Below are 21,856 nucleotides of genomic sequence, written 5' to 3'. Positions count from 1 at the left end.
GCGTAGCGTTGAGGCATGGTCGCTCAACTGCCCCGTGGGCACCCGGAACTGAACGAACTGCGGGCCGTCGCCGCCGAGTTGATGCTTCGGCTCGATGATCTGCGGGAGCGTGCGATTCCCGCGCCGGAGGCGTGGTGGCGGGTCGCGGAGCGGCTGCAGCCGCTGTTGGACGGTGTGGAGCCGGGCCCGGAGGAGGTGGAGGAGCTCTGGGAGCTCGCTCTGGATCTGCCCCGGGCCCGACAGGCGCTACTCGTGCGCGATGGCGTCGAGGACGTTGAGCCGGGAGGCGCGTAGCGCCGGGCCGAGCGCGGCGAGCAGGCCGACCACGGCGGCGCCGATCACCACCGCGATCACCGTCGACCACGGGATCGACAGCGCCTGCAGACCCTTCGCGGCCAGCAGCCGCTGCGCCGTCAGCCCCCAGACCAGCCCGAGGCCGAGCCCCAGCAGGGCGCCGAACAGCGCGATCACTACGGCCTCCAGCCGCACCATGCGGCGCAGTTGCTTCCGCCCCAGACCGATCGCGCGCAGCAGCCCGATCTCCCTGGTCCGTTCGATGACCGACAGAGCCAGCGTGTTCACCACGCCGAGGATCGCGATGATGATGGCCAGCGCCAGCAGCCCGTAGACGAGCTGCAGCAGGAAGTCGATCTGGCCGCGGATCAGCTTCTTGTAGTCGGTCTGGTCCCGCACCTGCACCTGCGGGTCCTTGCCGAGAGCCGTCGTCAGCGCACTCTTGACCTGGGCCTTGTCCGCGCCGGGGGCGACGTTGACGAAGACCACGTCGTCCAGCACGCCCGGCAGGAAGCCGCGCAGCGTGGCCGTGCCCAGCACCGGCTCGTCGCCGAGCCCGCCCGGGTTGGGGTCGGTCACGTCGATCGCGCCCACCGTCAGCGCGCCGGTGCGGCCGTTCTGGAAGACGATCGAGATCGGGCTGCCGACCCGGAAGCCGTGTGCGTCCGCGTAGTCGGAGCCGAGCATCACCTTGCCCGGCGCCGTGCCCTGTTCGACCGTGCCGTTCCGCATCTGGATGCGGACCACCTTGTCCAGGCCGGGCCCGGTGCCCACCACGTTCGTCTTCCGCTGTGTGCCGTCGGGTGCCACCAGCGCCCCGCGCGAGGCCTGGCCCCGCACCACCAGTCCGACGCCGGGGGTGGCCTGGACGGCGTCGCCGACCTCGTTCGGGAAGGGCAGCCCGTTGGTGTTCTGCACGATCAGGTCCGCGCCGATGGTCTTGTCGATCTGGGCGTCGAAGGAGGCGGCCAGGGACGCGCCGACGACCGAGAGCGAGGCGACCAGGGCGATGCCGATCATCAACGCGGAGGCCGTCGCGCTGGTGCGGCGCGGATTGCGCAGCGCGTTGCGCTGGCTGAGCGTGCCGACCGGCCCGAAGACGCGCGGGAACCAGCCGCCGACCAGCCGGATCACAGGTCTGGCCAGCAGCGGACCGACGACCACCAGCCCGATCAGGCTGAGCAGTACACCCGCGCCGAGCAGCAGCCCGGCCACGCCAAGGTTCCTGTCCACCGCCGCTCCGCCCAGCGCCGCTGCCGCCAGAAGCATCAGCACGACTCCGGCGACCGCGCGGACGCGCAGCGGCGCGCCGCGCTCGGGAGTGTCCGCCTCCCGCAGCGCCGCCATCGGCGAGACCCGCGCCGCCCGCCGGGCCGGCAGATACGCGGAGACGGCGGTGACGACGATGCCCACGGCGTAGGCGCTCACCACGGTGGGCCAGCGGACCGCCAGTTGGCTGCCCTTGAGCACCATGCCGCCGGCCGCGATCAGTTTGATCAGGCCCAGGGCGAGGCCGACGCCCAGCAACAGCCCCAGGGTCGAACCGACGATCCCGAGCAGCACCGCCTCGACCAGCACCGAGCGGTTGACCTGCTCCCGGCTCGCGCCGAGCGCGCGCATGAGCCCGAGCTCGCGGGTGCGCTGGGCGACCAGCATGGAGAAGGTGTTGAGGATCAGCGAGATGCCCACCAGCACGGCGATGCCCGCGAAGCCCAGCAGGGCGTCCTTGATGACGGCGAGGAAGGTGCCGAGCGCCTGCGCCGAGTCCTTGGCGGTCTGCTCGGCCGTCTTCACGTCGTAGCCGCCGCCGACCGCGGCGGCGACCCGTGCCTGCAACTGCTCGTGGGTGACACCGCGGGCGGCCGTCGCGTCGATCGAGGTGAAGACGCCCTCCTGGCCCAGCAGCCGGCGCTGTGCCGTCGCGGTGTCGAAGAAGACCAGGGTGGCGCCGGGATTGGTGGTGTTGAAGGTGGCGATGCCGGTCAAGCGCACCGGGAAGCCGCCGGTCGCGGAGATGACACGCAACTGCTGGCCCAGGACGAGGTGGTGCTTGCGGACCGTGTCGGCGTCGACCAGTACCTGGCCGTCGCCGGTCGGCGCGGTGCCCGAGGTGAGGTCGACCGGGGAGTTCGGTTCTGGGCTCCAGTTGATGCCCAGGGTCGGGGCGCCGCCGATGGATCCGATGTTCTTGTTCTGCGCGTCCGTCAGCACGATGCCCGGCAGCGCGATCCGTCCGTAGGCCGACGCCACCCCGGGGACCCGCGCGACCGTGCCGGTCAGCGAGGCCGGGACGGTCGGCACCGTGCCGGAGAGGTTCTGGCCGTTCTGCCCGGCGAAGTCGTCGTGAGCGGTGACCGAGACGTCCGCCGAGGTGCTGCGGAACAGCCGGTCGAAGGTGCTGCCGATGGTGTCCGTGAACATCAGCGTGCCCGCGACGAACGCGACCGAGAGCACGACCGCCAGCAGGGAGAGCGCGAGCCTGCCCTTGTGGGCCAGGAAGCTGCGCAGTGTCGCCTTCAGCATCGCCGGCCCCCTCAGTCCGCGACCGGCGCGCTCGGTGAGCCCGGCGATCCCGGTCGGCCGTCGAAGCGCCGCATCCGTTCCAGGACGGCGTCGGCGGTGGGGGAGGCGAGCCGGTCCACGATCCGGCCGTCGGCGAGGAACAGCACCAGGTCGGCGAAGGAGGCGGCGTTCGGGTCGTGGGTGACCATCACCACCGTCTGGCCGAGCTCGTCGACGCTGCGCCGCAGGAAGCCGAGGACCTCGGCGCCCGAGCGGGAGTCGAGATTGCCGGTGGGCTCGTCGGCGAAGATCAGTTGCGGCCTGGCGGCGAGCGCCCGGGCCACCGCGACGCGCTGCTGCTGGCCGCCCGAGAGCTGCGCGGGCCGGTGACCGAGCCGGTCCCCGAGGCCGAGAGTCTTGACGACCTGCTGCAGCCACGCCTCGTCGGCCCTGCGGCCAGCGATGTCGCCGGGGAGGGTGATGTTCTCCTCCGCGGTGAGGGTGGGCAGCAGGTTGAAGGCCTGGAAGACGAAGCCGATCCGGTCGCGCCGGAGCCTGGTCAGCTGCTTGTCGCCGAGCCGGGTCAGCTCGGTGTCGCCGATCCAGACCTCGCCGGAGGTGGCCTGGTCGAGCCCGGCCAGGCAGTGCATCAGCGTGGACTTGCCGGAGCCCGACGGCCCCATGATCGCGGTGAACCGGCCGCTGTCGATCTCGACGTCGACGCGGTCCAGTGCCAGGACGGCGGTGTCGCCGCTCCCGTAGGCCTTGCTGAGCCCGACCGCCCGGGCGGCAGGCCCGAGCTCCCTCTGCGCCATGTCTCCCCCATCCGCAGAACCGGATCCCCGTCCGCGGGGCGGGGTCCGTTCCGAGCCTAGGCCTGCTCTCCGACGCCCGGCATCCGCCGCAGGGCTGACCCCGACCCTGAGCAGTCCCTGCCCCGAAAACGTCTTCGGATCCGCATATGCCGAAAACATATGATCAGAAGGTGGTCACTACCGACTGCCTTCGATCATGCGGGGCGTACACCGAGCCATAACGCCTAGGGTCCCGGACATGCCTTCTATGGACGTAGCACTCAAGGAAGCAATGGCGATCGAGGGTGCCATCGGCACCGCTCTCGTGGACTACACCAGCGGGATGGCCCTCGGCGTGCTGGGCAGCAGCCCGGAGCTCGACCTCACCGTCGCCTCGGCGGGGAACACCGAGGTCGTCCGCGCGAAGATGCGCACGCTGGAGATGTTGAACCTCCACCACGAGGGGATCGAGGACATCCTGATCACCCTCTCCAACCAGTACCACCTGATCCGCCCGCTGACCGGCAAGGGCGGCGACGGCCACTTCATCTACCTGGCGCTCGACCGGAAGCGGGCGAACCTCGCGATGGCGCGCATGCGCCTGCGGCAGATCGAGGACACGCTCATGCTCTGACGGACCACCAACCCGTGCCGGGGCGGCCCCCTGGACCAGACCCAGCCGCCCCGGGCCGTCGCCCGTCGCACCGGAGACAGGACCAGTGACCCCAGCCGAGGCCGCCACGCCGAGCTCCGCGCTGCCCGGGGCCGTGGTGCTCCGCGGCGCCTTCCCGGAGGACACGGGGCCGGTCGGTTCCGTGGCCCATGCGCTCCAGCGGGCGCTTCGGCTGCCCGGCGCCCGCGCGGTGGCCATCGGTGAGCTCGGGCGGCCCGACCCGCTCGCCTGGGCCGAACTTCCCGACGTCGACCCCGACCTCGCCCGGCGCAGCGGCCGCGCGCCGATCGTCATGGCCCGCCGTCTCGGGCAGGAGAGCGAGACTCCCGAGGAACTGGTCGTCACCGGCCTCCTCGACCTCTCCCTGCTGCGCACCGCCCCCCTGCCCGGCGGCGAATGGGCCTACATCCAACTGACTCTGGCCCGCTCCACCGCGAACCTGGCGCTCGCCGCGATGGGGCTGCGCAGCCTCGCCCTCGACCTCCCCCGACTGCTCATGGCGGAGCCGCCACGCGCGCAGACCACCGGCCGCTCCCGACTGCCGCGACGTGCACGCGGCGACGGGGACTCCCCGCGTCCGGAGCCGGCGCTGTCGGTGCCGCTGAGCACCCTGCAACTGGTCCTGGAACGGCTCCGACTGCTCTGATCCGCTGCCTGTCGACCGCGGGCTTCGGGCACCCGGCCGGGCGACCGGTCGCCGCTCGTCCGTGACCGGTTCCGATCGGGCAGGTCCGGTCGGTGCCGCACCGCGCCCACGGTGGATCGCATCCTGGGAACGGTCGCCGTCGACTGCGGTCCGCCCGAGGCCGTCGGGCCCGCGGTCCGCGACCGGTGCTGACCGTCTCGGTCCAGTGGGTACCGCACCGCGCCCACGGCCGACCGTTTCCTCGGTGCGCACACCTCCGGCGGCGGTCCGCCCGAAGCCGTCGGGCCGGTTGGCTGCGACCGATTCCGACCGTGGGGCGCCGGTCCGCGCGGTAGCGGCCCCGTTCTCGACCACGTCTTCGAACGGACGTGATCAACCTCGGTCCGCCCGGTGCCGTGCCCGGCCGCACCCGTCACGACGGTGTGCCGCATCCAGCTCTCCGAACCGGCGCGGCACGGACCGTGATCGACGCGGTCTCAGGCCTCCGGGCGGGTCCAGACGCCGCCCAGCGCGGGGGCGAGCGAGGCGCGGGCGACGGGCAGGAAGGCGTCGGCGGTGACGCCCGGACCCGCGCAGTTCTCCGGCAGCGCGCCGAGCAGCGGGGCGTCCGCGACCACCGGGAGGTCGTCGAGGTTGCAGCGCATGGCGAGGTCGGGTGCCTCCGGCCAGCCGCCGATGACCAGGCCGTGCAGCGGCACCGACCGGGCCCGCAGCGCCTCGGCCGTCAGCGCGGCGGTGTTCAGCGTGCCCAGCCCGGCCGTGACCACGACCAGCGCCTCCGCCCGGTGCCCGAGCGCGGCGAGCTCGGCGGGGACGTCGGCGAGGGTCGTGCCCGCGGCGTCGAAGCGGACCAGCAGCCCGCCCGCGCCCTCGACCAGCACCAGGTCGTGGCCTTCGGCCAGCCGGGCCGCCTCCGCGGCGGTCTGACGCGGCGTCACCGGCGGCAGTCCGCTGCGCGCGGCGGCGGTCGCCGGGGCCAGCGGCTCGGGGAAGCGGCCCAGCTCGCTGACGGTCACCTCGCCCGCCAGCCGCAGCACCTCGCTCAGGTCGCCCGGCTCGCCCGGCGCCATCCCGGTCTGCGCGGGCTTCAGCACCGCGACGCTGCGCCCCGCCGCGCGGGCGAGGGCGGCGACGGCGGCGGTGGTGACGGTCTTGCCGATCTCGGTGCCGGTGCCGGTGACGAGAAGGATGGTGCTCACGACGGTGGGGTTCTCCTGAGGTGGAAGGGGCCGGTCAGCGCGTCAGCCGGCCTGGGCCGCCGCGCGGACGCCCGCGCAGAGGGCGGCCAGGTCGGCGTCGCCGGTGACGTACGGCGGCATGGTGTAGACGAGGTCGCGGAACGGGCGCAGCCAGACGCCCTCCCGTGCGGCGGCGGCGGTCGCGGCGCGCATGTCGACCTCGTGGTCGAGCTGCACCACGCCGATCGCGCCCAGCACCCGCACCTCGCGCACGCCCGGCAGCTCGGCCGCCGGCGCCAGACCGGCGGACAGGCCGGCCGAGATCCGCTTGACCTCCTGCTGCCAGTCCTGCGCCAGCAGCAGCTCGATCGAGGCGTTCGCGACCGCCGTCGCCAGCGGGTTGCCCATGAAGGTCGGCCCGTGCGCGAGCACCGGCACCTCGCCGCGGCTGATCCCCTCGGCCACCCGGGTCGTGCAGAGTGCCGCGGCCAAGGTCAGATAGCCGCCGGTGAGCGCCTTGCCGACGCACATCACGTCCGGGGAGACGCCCGCATGGTCGGCGGCGAAGAGCGCGCCGGTGCGGCCGAAGCCGGTGGCGATCTCGTCGAAGACCAGCAGCACGTCGTGCGTGTCGCAGAGTTCGCGCAGCGCCTGGAGGTACGCGGGGGAGTGGAACCTCATCCCGCCCGCCCCCTGCACGACCGGTTCGACGATCACGGCCGCCGCCTCCCCGGCGTGACGTGACAGCAGCTCGTCCAGCTGGGCGAGGTAGGCAGGGTCCAGCGGGGCGTCGAAGCCGTCCGGCGGCGCGTCCGCGAAGATCTGGCGCGGCAGCACGCCGCTCCAGAGCTGGTGCATACCGCCCTCGGGATCGCAGACCGACATCGGGTGGAAGGTGTCGCCGTGGTAGCCGCCGCGCCAGGTCAGCAGCCGGTGCTTCTCCGGTCGGCCCTGCGAACGCCAGTACTGCAGGCACATCTTGGCGGCGACCTCGACCGAGACCGAGCCCGAGTCCGCCAGGAACACGTGCTGCAGCGGCTCCGGCGTCAGCTCGACCAGCTTCGCCGCCAGCCGGACGGCGGGCTCGTGGGTGAGCCCGCCGAACATCACGTGGCTCATCCGCCCGAGCTGCTCGCGGACCGCCTCGTCCAGCACCGGGTGGCCGTAGCCGTGGATCGCCGACCACCACGACGACATGCCGTCGATCAGCTCGTCCCTGCCCTCGACCGGCCGGGCCATCCGCAGCCGGACGCCCTTGGCCGAGGCCACGGGGTAGGGCTCGGCCGCGCCCGGCATCGCCCCGTAGGGGTGCCAGACGTGGGCACGGTCGAGCGACAGCAGTTCCTCGGTGTTCACGCGTTCGGCGGCAGGTCCGTGCCGGCGCCGCGGCGGCGGACGGCCGTGGCGGCGTGCTCGCGGTCGCGGTCGCGCGGCAGCGTGGCCTCGTCCGAGCCCTCGATGACGAAGCCCGCGTCGGCGATCATGTCGAGGTCGGCCTGTCCGGCCTGGCCCTCGCTGGTCAGGTAGTCGCCCAGGAAGATCGAGTTGGCCAGGTGCAGCGCCAGCGGCTGCAGCGTCCGCAGGTGCACCTCGCGGCCACCGGCGATGCGGACCTCCATGTCGGGAAAGCAGAACCTGACCATCGCGAGGATGCGCAGGCAGCGCTGCGGGGTGAGGTTCCACTCCTTGGCCAGCGGGGTGCCCTCGAACGGGATCAGGAAGTTGACCGGCACCGAGTCGGAGCCCAGCTCGCGCAGCGCGAAGACGACGTCGACCAGGTCGTTGTCGCTCTCGCCCATGCCCGCGATCAGACCCGAGCAGGCGGACAGGCCCGCGGCCTGCGCCTTCTGCACGGTGTCGACGCGGTCCGCGAAGTCGTGCGTGGAGCAGATGTCCTCGTAGGTGGACTCGGAGGTGTTGAGGTTGTGGTTGTAGGCGTGCACACCGGCGTCGCGCAGGCGGTCGGCCTGGCCGTCGGAGAGGAGGCCGAGGCAGGCGCAGATCTCGACCTGCTCGTTCTCCTCCTTGATCGCCGCGATGGTGTCGGCGACCCGGTCCACGTCCTTGTCCGTCGGCCCGCGTCCGCTGGCCACCAGGCAGACGCGCTTCGCGCCGCCCGCCACGCCGGCCTTCGCCGCGGCGGCGGCCTGGTCCGGCTTGAGCCAGGTGTACTTGAGGATCTCGGCCTTCGAGCCCAGTCGCTGTGAGCAGTAGGAGCAGTCCTCGGGGCAGAGGCCGCTCTTGAGGTTGACCAGGTAGTTGAGCTTCACGCGGCGACCGAAGAAGGCGCGCCGTACCCGGCCCGCGGCGGCGACGACGTCGAGCAGCTCGTCGTCGGTGGTCGCGAGGACGGCCAGTGCCTCCTCACGGGTGGGCAGTTCGCGGTCGAGCGCCTTGGTCACGAGGGTGTCGAGCAGATCCATGAGGGCGATCCTGCCCTGCCGGGATCGAGGGCCGCCAGTGCGGAACTGCATAGAACATCTCACACAGAGCTGGTCGTGTTGTCATAGATCTTCCAACTCGGGGCGGAATCGTCCCATGTCAGGGCCGCGCTCCCGGAGATCACCCCACTCGTTCGGCGGCAGGTCCGCGCCCTACACTCTGCACCATGACGACCAGCGGAGAGCCGACCCCCGCACACCGGCCGCGTCGCTCCCGCACCGTCGCGCTGCTCGGCGCGCTCGCGGTGTCCGCGGCGGTCGCGACCTGGGCGGAGGTCCACTACGCGGGCGGCGGCACCAGTACCGTGAGCGCCGCCGGCGACCTGTCCCAGGACTCCGTCGCGGCGCCGGAGGGCGCCGGTCAGTCCGAGGCGGCACCGTCCTCTTTGCTGGAGATGGCCCAGACCGTGCTGCCGGCCACGGCCGACGTGCCGGTGACCTCCACCAACCCGACCGCCCTTCAAGCGACCCGCTACGCGATCGCGACCGGGCTCAGCTGCACGGACGCGCTCGCGTCGGCGGTGCCGCGGAGCGCGACGGCCGCGTGCCAGAACTACCTGACGGCCTCGTACGTGAGCACCGACCGCAGTCTCGTCGCCTCGGTCACCGTGCTGGTCTATCCGGACGCGGCGACGGCCAAGCGGGCCAAGCCGCAGTTGTCCCCGGCCGGCTCCGCCGTCTTCCACGAGCCGGGCGACGCGCTCCCCGGCGTCACCGCGGCCGAGGCCTCGGCGCAGTCCAGGATCGAGCAGGTCGGCCGCTTCGTGACGGTCGTCCAGGCCGCCTACGCCAGTGGCGCGGTGCAGCCGACGGCGGACCTGGCCACGCCGGTCTGGTACCTGTCGGCCCAGCTGGCCGACGACGAGATCTGGAACAGCTGAGCATGATGCCGGACCAGGGCGACTCCTGCCCGCCGCCGGCCCCTGTCGAGTGCCGCCCCGCCGCGCCGGGAGAGGCCGTGGCCGCGTGCGTGCTCTGCCAGGAACCGACGGAGTACGCCGCCGACACCCCCGGCCTCCCCCTCTGCCCGCGCTGCGCCTGGCAGCAGTCCCAACGCGGTGCCTGCTCGGGCTGACGCCCGCCCGCTGCGCATCCGGCGGCTGGGACTCGGCGGTCGGCGCCGTCCGTCGGAGGGTCGGGCCCGACCGGCGGAAACCTCGGGGCCGGCCCGCGGCACCCGGTGCGGGGCCGGGGCTAGAGCGGATCGCCCAGCGGGCCGTGCTCGGTCTCGAGGGCTTCGGCCCAGTGCGCGCCCCAGTCAGGGCGGCTGCCGTCGGCGTCGGTGAAGCCGAACTCCCTGGCCAGCTCCCAGGTGGACAGGGCTCGTCCGGAACGGCGGAGCACCTGCGGGTCGGCCGCCAGTGCCACGACCGCGCGGCCGAGGAACGCGGGCGTCTCCGAGAAGGCGAAGTGTTCGTCCTGGGCCACGCCGTCGCGCCAGGTCGCCTCGGTGACCCCGAAGTGGTCCAGCACCGCCTCGGAGCGCAGGAAGCCGGGGGTCAGTGCGACGGCGGCGACGCCGTGCGGCCGCAGCTCGGCCGCCTGGCCGACGGCGAGGCGGATCACGGAGGACTTGGCGAGGTCGTAGAAGAAGGAGCCGCGGTAGCGGGCGGTGTTGCCGTCGGTCACCTCCACGACCAGACCCCGGCCCCCGTCCACCAGCAGCGGCAGCGCGTAGCGGCTGGTGACGATGTGGGTCTCGACGGCCTGGTGCAGCAGCCGCAGGCCCGTGTCGAGGTCCTGTTCCCACAGCGGGTGCTCCCAGTCGGTGAGCGGGTCTCCGCCCCAGACGCCGTTGACCAGGACGTCCAGCCGACCGCCGTGGTCCGCGCGGATCCGCTCGACCAGCGCGCGCACCTCCTCCGGGCGGGAGTGGTCGACCCGGACGGCGATCCCCACCCCGCCCGCCGCGGTGACCAGCGCGGCGGTCTCCTCCACGGTCTCCGGCCGCGCCATCTCCGACCCGCCGGAGGCGGCGCTGCTCCGTCCGGTGACGTAGACGGTCGCCCCCGCGGCCCCGAGCTCGACCGCGACCCCGCGCCCGCCGCCCCGGGTTCCTCCCGCGACGAGGGCCACCTGGCCGGCGAGCGGTCGCGTGGTGTCCGGCATGGGCGCTCCTTCGGCATTAATAAACGGACGTTCATTTATTAAAGCACGGGCGGCGCCGATGGTCCGGTCGAGAGCCCGTCGACGTTCCCTCGGGTGATCGACGTCGCAGGCCGGGCGAGTTGTCCGGGACGCCGACGACCTGGCAGGGTCGGCCCATGACGATCGCCACCGCGGACCCCTTCGCCTGGATCGACACCGCCGCCGAGACCCGGCGCAGGGCCGGTCTCGAGCGGACGCTGCGCCACCGCAGCGCCGACAGCGACCTGCTCGACCTCGCGAGCAACGACTACCTCGGCCTCACCCACGACCCGCGAGTCACCGGCGCCGCCGCGGACGCCGCGCTCCGCTGGGGCGGCGGGTCCACCGGCTCGCGACTGGTCACCGGCACGACCGAGCTGCACGGCGAGCTGGAGGCCGAGCTCGCGGACTTCTGCGGGGCCGAGGCGGCGCTCGTCTTCTCCTCCGGCTACACGGCCAACCTGGCCGCGCTCACCGCGCTGACCGGTCCCGGCGCGCTCATCGTCTCCGACGCGCTCAACCACGCCTCGCTGATCGACGGCTGCCGCCTCTCCCGCGCCAGGATCGCCCGCGCCACGCACAAGGACCCCGGCGCGTTCCGCGCCGAACTCGCCGCACGCGACGAGGAACGGGCCGTCGCCGTCAGCGACGCGGTCTTCTCCGTCGACGGCGACGCGGCGCCGCTGGCCGAACTGGCCCGCGTCTGCCGGGACCACGGCGCGGCGCTGGTCGTGGACGACGCCCACGGCCTCGGCGTGCTCGGCCCCGGCGGCGCGGGCGCGACGGCGGCGGCCGGCCTGGCCGGCGCGCCGGACGTCGTCACGACGGTGACCCTGTCGAAGTCGCTGGCCTCGCAGGGCGGCGCGGTGCTCGGCCCGCGCCGGGTGATCGACCACCTGGTCCAGGCGGCCAGGACCTTCATCTTCGACACCGGCCTGGCCCCGTCGGCGGTGGGCGCCGCGCTGGGCGCGCTGCGCGTGCTCCGCGCCGACCCGGCCCGCGCGGACCGCGCCCGCGAGGTCGCCCGCTCGCTCGCCGACGCGCTGCAGGCCGAGGGCCTGCGCGCGAGCGACCCCGACGCGGCGGTCGTCTCCGTCCGCGCCCCCTCGCCCGAGGCCGCGCTCGCCTGGTCCCTCGACGCCCGCGCCCGCGGCCTCGGCGTCGGCTGTTTCCGCCCCCCGTCCGTCCCCGACCGCGACTCCCGCCTCCGCCTCACGGCTCGCGCCGACCTGACCGACAGCCAGATCGCCTGGGCGGTCTCCGTCCTCACCGCGACCGCCCCGGCGGGCGCGCGGCGGTAGCCGGCCAACGCCTCGGCGCCCGGGGCGCTGCTTGATCAACTGGGAGCGTGACAAGCCACCCTGGGTGACGGCCGCCGAACGAGCAGGCCTGTCCGCCCGGGGTGGCTTCTCGCGCAGTTCCTCGCGCCCCCGGAGGTCGTGCAACTCACCCTTGCGGGGAGGGTTCGCGCGGGAGCGCCGGAGCGCGCAGTTCCTCGCGCCCCCGGGGGCAACTGAAACCCCTGCGGACAGGGCCCCGCCCGCGTGCCGGAGGCGCCCGGTTCCTCGCGCCTCCGGGGGAGGGCAACGTGCACAGGTAGGCGTGATGGGATGGGGCGCATGACTGCGAACATGCGCCCCATACGGTGGGGCATCCTGGCCACGGGGGCCATCGCCGGCGACTTCACCGAGGATCTCGCGCTCGTTCCCGGCGCGGAGGTGTTCGCCGTCGCCTCGCGGAGTCAGAGCTCCGCGGACGCCTTCGCCGCGCGGCACGGGATTCCGCACGCGTACGGGAGCTGGGAGGCGATGGCCAGGGACGAGCGGATCGACGTCGTCTACGTCGCCACGCCGCACAGCGCGCATCATGACGCCGCATCGCTCTGTCTGGACGCCGGTCGGGCCGTGCTCTGCGAGAAGCCGGTGACCATGAACGCCGCCGAGGCCCGCGCCCTGGTGGAACTCGCGCGCAAGCGCGGGGTGTTCCTGATGGAAGCCATGTGGATGCGCTGCAATCCGGCCATCAGGAAGGTCGTTTCGCTGGTCGCCGACGGCGCGCTCGGCCGACTCCGTACCGTGCAGGCCGATTTCGGCATCGCCGGCCCCTTCGATCCCGGTCACCGGCTGCGGGACCCCGCGCTCGGCGGCGGCGCGCTGCTGGACCTCGGGGTCTATCCGGTCAGCCTCGCGCACCTGCTGCTCGGCGCGCCGGACCAGGTGCGGGCCTGGTCCACGCGCACACCCGAGGGCGTCGACGCCAACACCGGGCTGCTGCTCGGCTATGACGGGGGCCTCGACGACGGGGCGCTCGCCGCGCTCAGCTGCGGGATCGTGGCCGGGACGCCCTGCCGGGCGTCGATCGTGGGCGAGCTCGGCCGGATCGAGCTGCCGCCGGTCTTCTTCCGGCCGGACCACTTCACGCTGTTCCGCGGCGAGGAGGACGCCGTCGGCGAGCGGTTCGATGTGCCCTACACCGGCAGGGGTTTCGTGCACGAGGCCGAAGAGGTGATGCGCTGCCTGCGCGAGGGCCTGACCGAGAGTCCGCTGATGCCGTGGCAGGCCTCGGTCGAGGTGATGGAGATCCTCGACGAGGCCCGCCGCGCGGCGTCGGTCAGTTGACGCGGCCGAACCAGACCGAGTTGGTCCAGATGCGCTCCAGCTTCACGTAGCTGCCCGTGTGCGGGGAGTGCCAGATCTCCCAGTGCCCGGCGTAGATGCCCACGTGGTAGACGTTCGAGCCGGAGTGGAAGAACACCAGGTCGCCCGGGCGCAGTTGCCTGAACGAGATGTGCTGGACGTGGTTGTACTGCGCCTGCGCGGTCCTGGGGAGCTTCCGGCCGGCGTGGCGGAAGGCGTAGTACGTCAGGCCCGAGCAGTCGAACGAGTTGGGGCCGGTCCCGCCCCAGCGGTACGGGTCGCCGTGCTTCGACTGGGCGATGCCGAGGGCCTTCTGCCCTATCGTCAGGGCGGCGGCGTGGGCCGTGGGTGCGGCCAACGCCGTTCCGCCGAGGAGGACGCCGGTGGCGGCGACGGTGGTGATCCCGGCCTTCAGCCGGTGGGCATGGGTGCGCGCAGAATCATGGGACGCAGACATGCGGGAGCCCTTCCGGAACCGCCTACGAAAGTCGTCCCTGTCGGGTTCGGGCTCCAGAAGCTGCCCGGCCGGCCGCACCATTCGTGCATTCGGCTTCACCCCAAGGAGCGGCGCTTGCCGCCACCGCTCCGTACTGCCTGGGTCTCCCGTTCTCGCCTGTCAGGTGTGTGTGAGCACCTGGCGTCCGACCGGTGGCGAGACTAGGCGTCCGGCCGGACCGCCCCGCCAGGGTGGCGAGGACTTGTTCGTTCGGCGGACAGTATTGGCACGTTTTTATGGGATCTTCACGTTCCGCCGGGCCTTTGTGATTCTTGTCACGCCGCGTTTGAGGGGCAATTCCTGGGCCTTCCGGAGTATCCGAAGAGACGTTATGAAAATCGATTTCCTGTGCCAGAAATACGGAATGACCTGCATGAACAACAAAGGCGGAAGATCTGGTTCACCCATTCGCCCCACGCCGGTCGGCGGCCTCCGTCCGGCTGGTCCGGAAACCTGGTTCCGCCGCGCGCGACACGCCGCCTAGATTGGCCGGGTGACTGACGATCATCTGCCCGACGGGGTGGGCCGGACGGCGCTCGGCGTCGCCCTGGCCCGAGCCGCCGAGAGCGCTCGCGAGGACCGCCTCTTCGACGACCCCTACGCCGCCGCCTTCCTGCGAGCCGCCGCCGCGGCCGCTCCGGCGCGGCCGCCAGGACCCCGCGAGCCGCGCCCCGCGTGGACGGCGATGGCGGCGCACCTGGTGCTGCGCACCGCCTACTTCGACGACTACCTGCGCGGCGCGGTGGGGGAGGGCGGGTGCCGGCAGGTCGTCCTGCTCGCGGCCGGCCTGGACGCGCGCGCCTTCCGGCTCGACTGGCCTGAAGGCGTACGGCTCTTCGAGCTCGACCTGCCGGACATGGTCGCCTTCAAGGAGCGGGTCCTGGCCGCGGAGGGCGCGCAGCCGCGCGTCGAGCGGCGGGTGCTGACGGCGGATCTGCGGGAGGACTGGGTCGGCGCCCTGACCGGGGCCGGCTTCGACCCCGAGCTGCCCACGGCCTGGCTGGTCGAGGGACTGCTCATCTATCTCGACGCCAAGGAGGCCGGCGCGCTGCTGCGGCGGCTCGGCGCAGCGTCCGCACCCGGCAGCCGGCTCTCCCTCGTCCATGGCAGCAGCACTCGAGGGGTCCTGCGGCAGGCCGTGGCCGACCCGGACATGTCGGCCGCGACCAGCCTGTGGCGCGGCGGCCTGGGGGAGGATTCGGCGCAGTGGCTGCGTCGGCACGGCTGGGTGGTCCACGAGATCGACCGGTCCGAACTCGCCGCCCGCTACGGGGAGGAGCGCCTCGCCCACGGGGGCGGCTTCCTGCTCGCCGAGCGGCCGCTGCCCGGCGAGCGCCCGCGCCGCCCGGCCGCGCGCCTGCTGGTGCTCGACCCCGAGGGGGCGGTCTTCCTCCAGCGGCACCACGACGCCGAGGTCGGACCGCACTGGGTGCTGCCCGGTGGCGGCCTCGACGAGGGCGAGGATCCGCTCGCGGGGGCGGTGCGCGAGACGGTCGAGGAGACCGGGTGGACCGACGTGGTCACCGGACCGGCGCTGTGGCGGTGGGAACACGACTACCACCGCGGCGACACCGGCCTGGTCCGCCAGCACGAGGTGATCTTCCTGGCCTCCGCGCCGCGCCGGGACCCGGTCGGGGATCTGACGGACTCCTTCGCCGCCGACGGGATCCTCGGCTGCCGCTGGTTCACCCCCGAGGAGCTCGCCGAGGTCCCCGAGGTGCTCTGGCCGCCGCAGCTGGTCGAGCTCCTGGCCGACCTGCGCCGTGACGGACCCCCGGCCGCGCCGATCGACCTCGGCTATGTGCCGAACGACCGGGAGCCGGACGATGTCCCCTGAGCGGGAGTTCGGGTCGGAGCGTCAGGAGGGGGACTGGGAACGCTGGGAGAGCCGGCTGCCCCGGTTCCTCCGGCCGCCCGCGTTCCTGGCGAGCGCGCTGGAGGGTCGCGAACACAGCGAGCGGGTGGTGCGCCCGCGGCTGGCGCTGATCTACTTCTGCTCGGCGCTGGTGCTGGTGCCGTGGACCGTCTTCCTGTTCCTGACGCTCCCCGGCCGGGAGCGCGCGGCCCACTGGGACGTGGCCTGGGGCGGCTTCGACGCGATACTGATCGTCGTCTTCACCGGCTGCGCGGTCCGCATCCTGCGGCTCTCGCCGCGCAGCGCCCTGGTGACGGCGGTGGCCGGCGCGCTGCTGGTCACCGACGCCTGGTTCGACGTCATGCTCTCGTCCACGGGCGGCGAGCTGGCGGCGGCGCTGCTGATGGCCCTCCTGGTGGAGCTGCCGCTGGCCGCGCTCTGCTTCCGCACCAGCTTGCGCGTCCTCTCGCTCCTGGAACAGGCCCGCCCGTACCTGCGCGACCTCGGCTTCACCGTCCAGAACGGCCGCCTCCTGCCCCCGCCCGACTGGCCCGAGCGGCCGTAGGGCCATTCCGCGGTCCCGCGTCGGGTCGGCCGTCGGGTCCGGGCGCGACGAAGACGCCAGGCGGATGACCCGACCACGCAGGGAAGGGGCGCCTCCTGGCCGAAGGCCGAGTCGAGGCCGAGTCACGTGGCCGGGGACCCGGCGGGGTTTGGCGACGTTCCCCTAGCCCGTCGTGGCCCCTGCGGCGGGCGTGGGCGGGCGGTAGCGGGGGGAGTGGGCGTAGAGGGCGGCGACGCAGGCTTCGAAGCCGGCGATGCAGAGCAGCGCAGGGCCGGGGCCGAGGCGAAGGAGGAGGGCGCCGGCCGCGCCGCCGGCGAAGAGGCCGACGATGGTGGCGATCCTGCGCGCCTTCGCCAGACGGGTGCCGGCGGGACCGGGGAAGCTGCCTGACAGGACGTCGGTGACCGCCTTGACGAGGGTCATCTGGAGCACCGTGGTCGGCATGTCGGGGATGCCTGCCTCGAGCATGACCCGCTGGCGCCAGCCCATGGCTGCGGCCAGCAGGACCACGGTCACGGCCTGTCCGCGACCGGCGAGCGGTCCCGACCCGGCGACGCCGACCGCGTAGAGGCCCGCCGCGGCCAGCAGGAACACCTCGAAGGCGAGCCCCGCGACGAACCAGCGTCGGCCGCGCCGGTCGAGCCGGGCGATGAGCGTGTGCGCCAGGGCGACCCCGGCGGCGAACGCCGCCAGGGCCTCGGCCGGGCGGGCGATCGGGGTGCCGGCGGTCTGCGCCACCCCGAAGCCGAGCAGCAGCATGTTGCCGGTCGTCAGGGCCGCGAAGGCGTGCCCGAGGCCGAGATAGGTGATCGCGTCGATCGCGCCCGCCGACAGGGTCAGGGAGAGCATGACGACGCTGATGCGGATCTCGGCCCGGTTGAGGTCGACGCTCATGCCGGTGCTCCGTACCCGGGCGTGCGCGGCGGCACGCCCGGTCCGACGTCGGATCACCCCGTCAGTGGTGCCCGGCGCTCTGGCGCGGCATCCGGGGCATCGCGAAGGCCGCCGCGCCCGCGAGGAGCAGGCAGAGGGCGACGCAGCCGAGGGTCCAGCCGGTGGCGGTGACCGTGCCGCGGGTGGCGCTCCAGGAGAAGAACGCGGTGCCCAGCGTCGCCACACCGACGGAGCCGCCGAGCTGCTGGAGGGCGTTGAGGACGCCGGAGGCGGAGCCTGACTGCTCGTCGGTGACCCCGGCCAGCGCGATGTCGAAGAGCGGTCCCATCAGCAGCCCCATGCCGAGGCCGGTGACCACCAGCGCGGGCAGCAGTTCCCAGCTGCTCACGCGCAGACCCCAGTGCGCGAAGCTCGCCCAGAGCGCCAGCGTGCCGAGAGCCATGACCAGCACGCCCGCGTGGATCACCCGGCGGCCGAAGCGTGGTCCGAGCGCCGCGCCGCTGGCGATCGCGCCGGCCACGATGCCGAGCGAGAGCGGGATCAGCGTGGCGCCCGCGTGCAGCGGGGTCCACTGCGCGCCGAGCTGGAGCGTCAGCGTGAAGGTCAGCATCAGCCCGGACATCGCGGCGGAGAAGACCGCCACCACGACCACCGAGGAAGGGAAGCCCCGGCCGCGGAAGAGCGAGGGCTCCACCAGCGGCGAGCGGTCGGCGGCGGCGAGGCGGCGCTGGAGGGCGGCGAAGAGGGCGAAGACCGGCAGCGAGGCGACCATCGAGAGGACCGTCCACAGCGGCCAGCCCAGCTCGCGGCCCTGAACCAGCGGGAAGACCAGCAGCGCGGCGGCGGCGCTGAGCAGCACGACGCCGGGCAGGTCCAGGCGGCGGGCGCCGGTGACGCCGTGGTCGGCGGGGATGACGCGGGCGCCGAGCAGTGCGGCGGCGAGGCCGAGCGGGAGGTTGATCAGGAAGACCATTCGCCAGCCGGTGCCGAGGACGTCCGCGGTGACCAGAAAGCCGCCGAGGGTCGGTCCGAGCACCGAGGAGAGACCCATCACCGGACCGAAAGCGGCGAACGCGCCACCGACCTCCGCGGCGGAGAAGACGCTGCGGATGATGCCCAGCCCCTGCGGGATCATCAGCGCGGCGAAGCCGCCCTGCAGTGCCCGGGAGCCGATCAGCATGCCGGAGTCGACCGCGCCCGCGCAGAGCGCGGAGCAGAGCGTGAAGCCGAGCGAGCCGAGGACGAACATCCGCTTGCGGCCGAAGAGGTCGCCGAGCCGCGCTCCGGTGATCAGCAGGACGGCGAAGGAGAGGGTGTAGGCGGCGCTGATCCACTGGATCTGCGCGGTGCCGCCGCCGAAGGCGCCGCGGATGGCAGGGGCGGCGACGTTGACGATCGTGGTGTCGAGCAGGTCCATGATCTCGGCGAGCAGCACGACGCCGAGGGCGACCCAGCGCAGTGGATGCCCGGCCTCGGTGGCCGGAGCGGCCTCGGGCGGAGTTCTGGTGGTGGCGGACATGGCTTCCCCCGGGGTGCGAGAATTTTACGAACGACGTTCGTAATAACGAACACTGTTCTACTCGGCGAACGCCGTTCGTGTCAACTAGGCTGTGCTCCATGACCAGCGCGCCCTCCCCCACCTGGCCGCCCGCCTTCGGCGCGGACGCCCGCAAGCCACGCCGTCGCACCCTGAGCCGCGAGCTGATCGTGGAGACGGCGCTCAAGGTCATCGACGCGGAGGGCATGGACGCGCTGAACATGCGCCGCGTCGCCCAGGAGCTCGGCACCGGCGCGGCCTCGCTCTACGCCCATGTCGCCAACAAGGACGAGCTGGTCACCCTGGTCCTGGACCGCGTCTACGCGGACATGCGCCACCCCGAGCCCGACCCGGCCCGCTGGCGCGAGCAGGTCAAGGACTTCCTGCGCCAGGCCAGGGACAACCTGGTCGCCCACCGGGACCTGGCCCGTGCGGCGATGGACGTCAACATCCCGACCACGCCCAGCGCCCTCGACTCGGCCGAGACCATGCTCGGCCTGCTCCGCGCCGGCGGCCTCTCCGACCGGCTCGCCTCCTACGCGGTGGACACGCTGAGCCTGTACGTGGTGGCGACCGCGGTCGAGGAGAGCACCCGGGGCGGTGTCCGCAGCCACGACCCCGCCGACGCGGAGGCCTACCTGGAGGGGGTCAGGGCGTTCTTCGGCTCGCTGCCGGTCGACCGCTATCCGCTGATCGTCTCCATGGTCGGGGCGCTGACCAGGAACGTGGGCGACGAGCGCTTCGAGTTCGGCCTCGACGTGCTGCTGGACGGCCTGGACGCGCAGGCCCGCCGCGGAGGGTGACCGGTCCGGTCGCGGCGTCGCTCGCGGTAACGCGGCGCCGGGAGCATCCTGGTCTCTATGGGCCGACGGCACCAGAGGCACCAGGAGGTTCGCCCATGAACGTCTACGGAATGCGCGCCGAGTACGGTCAGGAAGGCACCGTCAGGGCCTGGCACATGATGAAGGACGGGAAACTGACCGCCCTCTGCGGCCGCGATCTCGCCGAGGACGCGGCGACGCTGACCGACCACGAGTGGAGCCACACGACCGAACCGGTCTGCCACACCTGCGGCGCGCTCTACCTGCGTCAGGTCCCCTACGACAGCATGATCTCCGCCTGACCGACCTGACCCGACCCGGTCCTGCCTAGCCCGCCGAGCGCTGCTCCAGGCGGGCCAGGTAGGCGTTGTAGGCCTCCAGCTCCTGGTCGCCGTTGCGTTCCGCGGCGCGGTCCTTGCGGCGGGACTGCCGCTCCTCGGACTTGGCCCACTGGAAGGTCAGCGCGATCAGCACCACGGCCGTCGGGATCTCGCTGAACGCCCAGGCCAGGCCGCCGGCCAGGTGCTGGTCGGAGAGCGGGTCGACGCCGAGCGAGGCCGGCGGGTGGGCGAAGGTGCCGACCATCAGGCCGGAGGCCATCATGATCGCCACGCCGAAGAAGGCGTGGAACGGCATCCCGACGAAGAGCTCCAGGATCCGCATCACGTAGCCGGGGCGGTGCGGGCCCGGGTCCACGCCCATGATCGGCCAGAAGAAGACCAGGCCGACGGCGAGGAAGTGCACCATCATCGCGAAGTGGCCGAACTCCGACTTCATCAGCGTGTCGAAGATCGGCGTGAAGTAGAGCCCGTAGAGGCTGGCGATGAAGAGCGGGATGGTGAAGGCGGGGTGCGAGACCACCTTGACGTAGCGCGAGTGCAGCAGTGCCACCAGCAGCTCGCGCGGCCCGTGCGAACCCTTCGCCGCCGGGCGCAGGGCCCGCAGCGCCAGCGTGATCGGACCGCCGAGCAGCAGCAGGATCGGCGTCAGCATGGACAGCACCATGTGCTGCATCATGTGCGCGCTGAGCAGCACCATGCCGTACTGGCCCACCCCGGTGCAGGTGACCAGCACCATCGTCACCAGGCCGAGGACCCAGGCGATCGGCCGGCCCACCGGCCACTTGTCGCCGCGCCGCCAGAGCCGGACGCAGCCAGCGGCGTAGAGCACCAGCAGCACCACGCTGAGGACGAGGAAGGCCCAGTTCGCCGAGGGGTGGAAGGCCAGCGCCCGGCCGAAGGAGAAGGGGGGGAGGTCGTGCTCCATCCCCGGCATGCCCGGCATGCTGCCCATCGGCGGTCCCTGCTTCCCTCGTGGCGGTGCGCTCCTGCTACCGCACCAGGGTAGAACTGTCCGGTTTGCCCCCGGCCACCGGGTCCGCCGCAGCCGGTCAGGCCTGCGGGACCAGGGTGTTCCCGGTGCGCCGGCCGGCCAGGTAGTCGTCGACGTTGGCGACGGTGGTGTCGATGATCTGCCCGACCGCCGTGGAGGTGAAGTACGCCTGGTGCGAGGTCACCAGGACCTGGGGAAAGGTCATCAGCCGGGCGAGGACGTCGTCGGCGACACCCTCCAGCGACTTGTCGAGGAAGAACAGCCCGGTCTCCTCCTCGTACACGTCCAGGCCCACGCCGCGCAGCCGGCCCGCGCGCAGCGTCTCCACCAGCGCCTGGGTGTCGACCAGCCCGCCGCGGCTGCTGTTGACCAGGATCGCGTCCTTCTTCATCCGGCCGAGCGCGGTCTCGTCGATCAGGTGGTGCGTCTCCGCCACCAGCGGGACGTGCAGCGAGATGAGGTCGGACTCGGCGAGCAGCCGCTCCAGCGAGGTGTACTCCATGCCCAGCTGCTCGCGGCAGACCTGGTTCTCGGCCACGTCCCAGCCGAGCAGCCGGGTGCCGAAGCCGTGGGCGATCCGGGAGAAGCACTCGCCGATCTTGCCGGTGCCGACCACGCCCACGGTCAGTCCGTGGACGTCGACGCCCATCAGGCCGTCGAGCCTGAAGTCGAACTCGCGGGTGCGGTTGGCGGCCCTGATGACCCTGCGGTTGACCGCCAGCGCCAGGGTCCAGGCGAACTCGGCGACCGAGTAGGGGGAGTAGTAGGAGACCCGGGCGACGGTCAGGCCGAGCTCCGCGGCCACGTCCAGATCGATGTTGTTGAAGCCGGTGGAGCGCTGCGCGATCATCCGGGTGCCGCCCTTGGCGAGCGTGCGCAGCGTGGACGCGTCGAGCACGGCGTTCACGCTTGTGCTGACGACCTCGTGCTCGGCCGCCAGCGGTGCGGTGTCGGAGTTCAGGAAGACCTCCAGACACCGCACCGCGTGGCGGCCGGCGAACGCGGCCTCGAGCAGTGGCTTCTCGTCGGCCTGCACACCGTACGCAAGGATCTCCATGCGCCCAC

22 protein-coding genes are annotated in these 21,856 nt (G+C 72.9%); 11 read left to right on the top strand and 11 right to left on the bottom strand.

The window, feature by feature from the left end:
* The first annotated feature begins 15 nt into the window (after nt 1–15).
* Nucleotides 16–294 (top strand): hypothetical protein, encoded by a 279-nt coding sequence (locus BS83_RS16385; RefSeq protein WP_037604537.1) that lies wholly within the window; start codon nt 16–18, stop codon nt 292–294.
* Here the strand turns inward: BS83_RS16385 and BS83_RS16380 are convergent.
* Both BS83_RS16380 and BS83_RS16375 read right to left on the bottom strand, forming a co-directional pair.
* Nucleotides 247–2,817 (bottom strand): ABC transporter permease, encoded by a 2,571-nt coding sequence (locus BS83_RS16380; RefSeq protein ID WP_037604536.1) that lies wholly within the window; start codon nt 2,815–2,817, stop codon nt 247–249. The genes BS83_RS16385 and BS83_RS16380 overlap by 48 nt on opposite strands.
* Before the next feature lie 11 nt (nt 2,818–2,828).
* Nucleotides 2,829–3,611: an ABC transporter ATP-binding protein gene (locus BS83_RS16375; RefSeq protein WP_037604535.1), complete on the bottom strand. Its 783-nt coding sequence runs from the start codon at nt 3,609–3,611 to the stop codon at nt 2,829–2,831.
* 238 nt (nt 3,612–3,849) lie between these two features.
* On the opposite strand from BS83_RS16375, the gene BS83_RS16370 reads away from it, so the two are divergent.
* Both BS83_RS16370 and BS83_RS16365 read left to right on the top strand, forming a co-directional pair.
* Nucleotides 3,850–4,224, top strand: coding sequence for a hypothetical protein (locus tag BS83_RS16370; protein WP_037604534.1), 375 nt, complete (start codon nt 3,850–3,852; stop codon nt 4,222–4,224).
* Between the two features lie 85 nt (nt 4,225–4,309).
* Complete coding sequence (locus BS83_RS16365) at nt 4,310–4,909, top strand: hypothetical protein (RefSeq protein ID WP_037604533.1); 600 nt, start codon at nt 4,310–4,312, stop codon at nt 4,907–4,909.
* 476 nt (nt 4,910–5,385) lie between these two features.
* On the opposite strand, the gene bioD is transcribed toward BS83_RS16365, so the two are convergent.
* From bioD to bioB, 3 genes are read right to left on the bottom strand one after another with little or no spacing between them, the layout of a single operon-like run.
* Nucleotides 5,386–6,108, bottom strand: coding sequence for a dethiobiotin synthase (bioD, locus tag BS83_RS16360; protein WP_037604532.1), 723 nt, complete (start codon nt 6,106–6,108; stop codon nt 5,386–5,388).
* 42 nt (nt 6,109–6,150) lie between these two features.
* Nucleotides 6,151–7,443 (bottom strand): adenosylmethionine--8-amino-7-oxononanoate transaminase, encoded by a 1,293-nt coding sequence (locus tag BS83_RS16355; RefSeq protein WP_037604531.1) that lies wholly within the window; start codon nt 7,441–7,443, stop codon nt 6,151–6,153.
* Complete coding sequence (gene bioB, locus BS83_RS16350) at nt 7,440–8,510, bottom strand: biotin synthase BioB (protein ID WP_084713569.1); 1,071 nt, start codon at nt 8,508–8,510, stop codon at nt 7,440–7,442. Before bioB ends, BS83_RS16355 begins: the two co-directional genes overlap by 4 nt.
* Nucleotides 8,511–8,695: 185 nt before the next feature.
* Between bioB and BS83_RS16345 the strand changes: the two genes are divergently transcribed.
* Both BS83_RS16345 and BS83_RS16340 read left to right on the top strand, forming a co-directional pair.
* Nucleotides 8,696–9,409: a hypothetical protein gene (locus BS83_RS16345; protein WP_037604530.1), complete on the top strand. Its 714-nt coding sequence runs from the start codon at nt 8,696–8,698 to the stop codon at nt 9,407–9,409.
* Between the two features lie 5 nt (nt 9,410–9,414).
* A complete protein-coding gene (locus BS83_RS16340) occupies nt 9,415–9,603 on the top strand; it encodes a hypothetical protein (RefSeq protein WP_037609176.1) in 189 nt (62 codons plus the stop codon).
* Between the two features lie 119 nt (nt 9,604–9,722).
* Here the strand turns inward: BS83_RS16340 and BS83_RS16335 are convergent, their stop codons facing one another.
* Nucleotides 9,723–10,637, bottom strand: a complete 915-nt coding sequence (locus tag BS83_RS16335) for an SDR family oxidoreductase (protein ID WP_037604529.1) — start codon at nt 10,635–10,637, stop codon at nt 9,723–9,725.
* A gap of 155 nt (nt 10,638–10,792) precedes the next feature.
* Between BS83_RS16335 and BS83_RS16330 the strand changes: the two genes are divergently transcribed.
* Nucleotides 10,793–11,956 (top strand): 8-amino-7-oxononanoate synthase, encoded by a 1,164-nt coding sequence (locus tag BS83_RS16330; RefSeq protein ID WP_037604528.1) that lies wholly within the window; start codon nt 10,793–10,795, stop codon nt 11,954–11,956.
* 330 nt (nt 11,957–12,286) lie between these two features.
* Nucleotides 12,287–13,273, top strand: a complete 987-nt coding sequence (locus tag BS83_RS16320) for a Gfo/Idh/MocA family protein (RefSeq protein ID WP_232248363.1) — start codon at nt 12,287–12,289, stop codon at nt 13,271–13,273.
* On the opposite strand, the gene BS83_RS16315 is transcribed toward BS83_RS16320, so the two are convergent.
* Nucleotides 13,266–13,748 (bottom strand): C40 family peptidase, encoded by a 483-nt coding sequence (locus BS83_RS16315; RefSeq protein WP_037604525.1) that lies wholly within the window; start codon nt 13,746–13,748, stop codon nt 13,266–13,268. The genes BS83_RS16320 and BS83_RS16315 overlap by 8 nt on opposite strands.
* A 532-nt stretch (nt 13,749–14,280) precedes the next feature.
* Between BS83_RS16315 and BS83_RS47575 the strand changes: the two genes are divergently transcribed.
* Together BS83_RS47575 and BS83_RS41855 are read left to right on the top strand one after the other, a co-directional pair.
* Nucleotides 14,281–15,624 carry an SAM-dependent methyltransferase gene (locus BS83_RS47575; protein ID WP_157597202.1) on the top strand — a complete coding sequence of 448 codons (1,344 nt, stop codon included), beginning with the start codon at nt 14,281–14,283 and terminating at the stop codon, nt 15,622–15,624.
* The gene (locus BS83_RS41855) at nt 15,614–16,207 is read left to right on the top strand and encodes a hypothetical protein (RefSeq protein ID WP_051943137.1); all 594 of its coding nucleotides are present in this window, start codon (nt 15,614–15,616) and stop codon (nt 16,205–16,207) included. Before BS83_RS47575 ends, BS83_RS41855 begins: the two co-directional genes overlap by 11 nt.
* Nucleotides 16,208–16,369: 162 nt before the next feature.
* Here the strand turns inward: BS83_RS41855 and BS83_RS16300 are convergent, their stop codons facing one another.
* Together BS83_RS16300 and BS83_RS16295 are read right to left on the bottom strand one after the other, a co-directional pair.
* On the bottom strand, nt 16,370–17,101 hold the full coding sequence (locus BS83_RS16300) for a YoaK family protein (protein WP_051943135.1): 732 nt from the start codon (nt 17,099–17,101) through the stop codon (nt 16,370–16,372).
* A 61-nt stretch (nt 17,102–17,162) separates the two neighbouring features.
* On the bottom strand, nt 17,163–18,620 hold the full coding sequence (locus BS83_RS16295) for an MFS transporter (protein ID WP_037604524.1): 1,458 nt from the start codon (nt 18,618–18,620) through the stop codon (nt 17,163–17,165).
* A 98-nt stretch (nt 18,621–18,718) separates the two neighbouring features.
* Here BS83_RS16295 and BS83_RS16290 point away from each other — a divergent pair, with 98 nt between their 5' ends.
* Entirely contained in the window at nt 18,719–19,441 is a 723-nt protein-coding gene (locus BS83_RS16290) for a TetR/AcrR family transcriptional regulator (RefSeq protein WP_037604523.1), read from the top strand.
* 95 nt (nt 19,442–19,536) lie between these two features.
* Nucleotides 19,537–19,761, top strand: coding sequence for a hypothetical protein (locus tag BS83_RS16285; RefSeq protein ID WP_037604522.1), 225 nt, complete (start codon nt 19,537–19,539; stop codon nt 19,759–19,761).
* A gap of 25 nt (nt 19,762–19,786) precedes the next feature.
* On the opposite strand, the gene BS83_RS16280 is transcribed toward BS83_RS16285, so the two are convergent.
* Complete coding sequence (locus BS83_RS16280) at nt 19,787–20,752, bottom strand: cytochrome c oxidase assembly protein (RefSeq protein ID WP_051943133.1); 966 nt, start codon at nt 20,750–20,752, stop codon at nt 19,787–19,789.
* Between the two features lie 97 nt (nt 20,753–20,849).
* Nucleotides 20,850–21,848, bottom strand: a complete 999-nt coding sequence (locus BS83_RS16275; RefSeq protein WP_037604521.1) for a 2-hydroxyacid dehydrogenase — start codon at nt 21,846–21,848, stop codon at nt 20,850–20,852.
* Nucleotides 21,849–21,856 lie beyond the last annotated feature (8 nt).

Source organism: Streptacidiphilus rugosus AM-16 (assembly GCF_000744655.1).
Taxonomy (GTDB): domain Bacteria; phylum Actinomycetota; class Actinomycetes; order Streptomycetales; family Streptomycetaceae; genus Streptacidiphilus; species Streptacidiphilus rugosus.
Note: the sequence above shows the minus strand (reverse complement) of the source record. Positions and strands in the feature narration are given on the sequence as shown.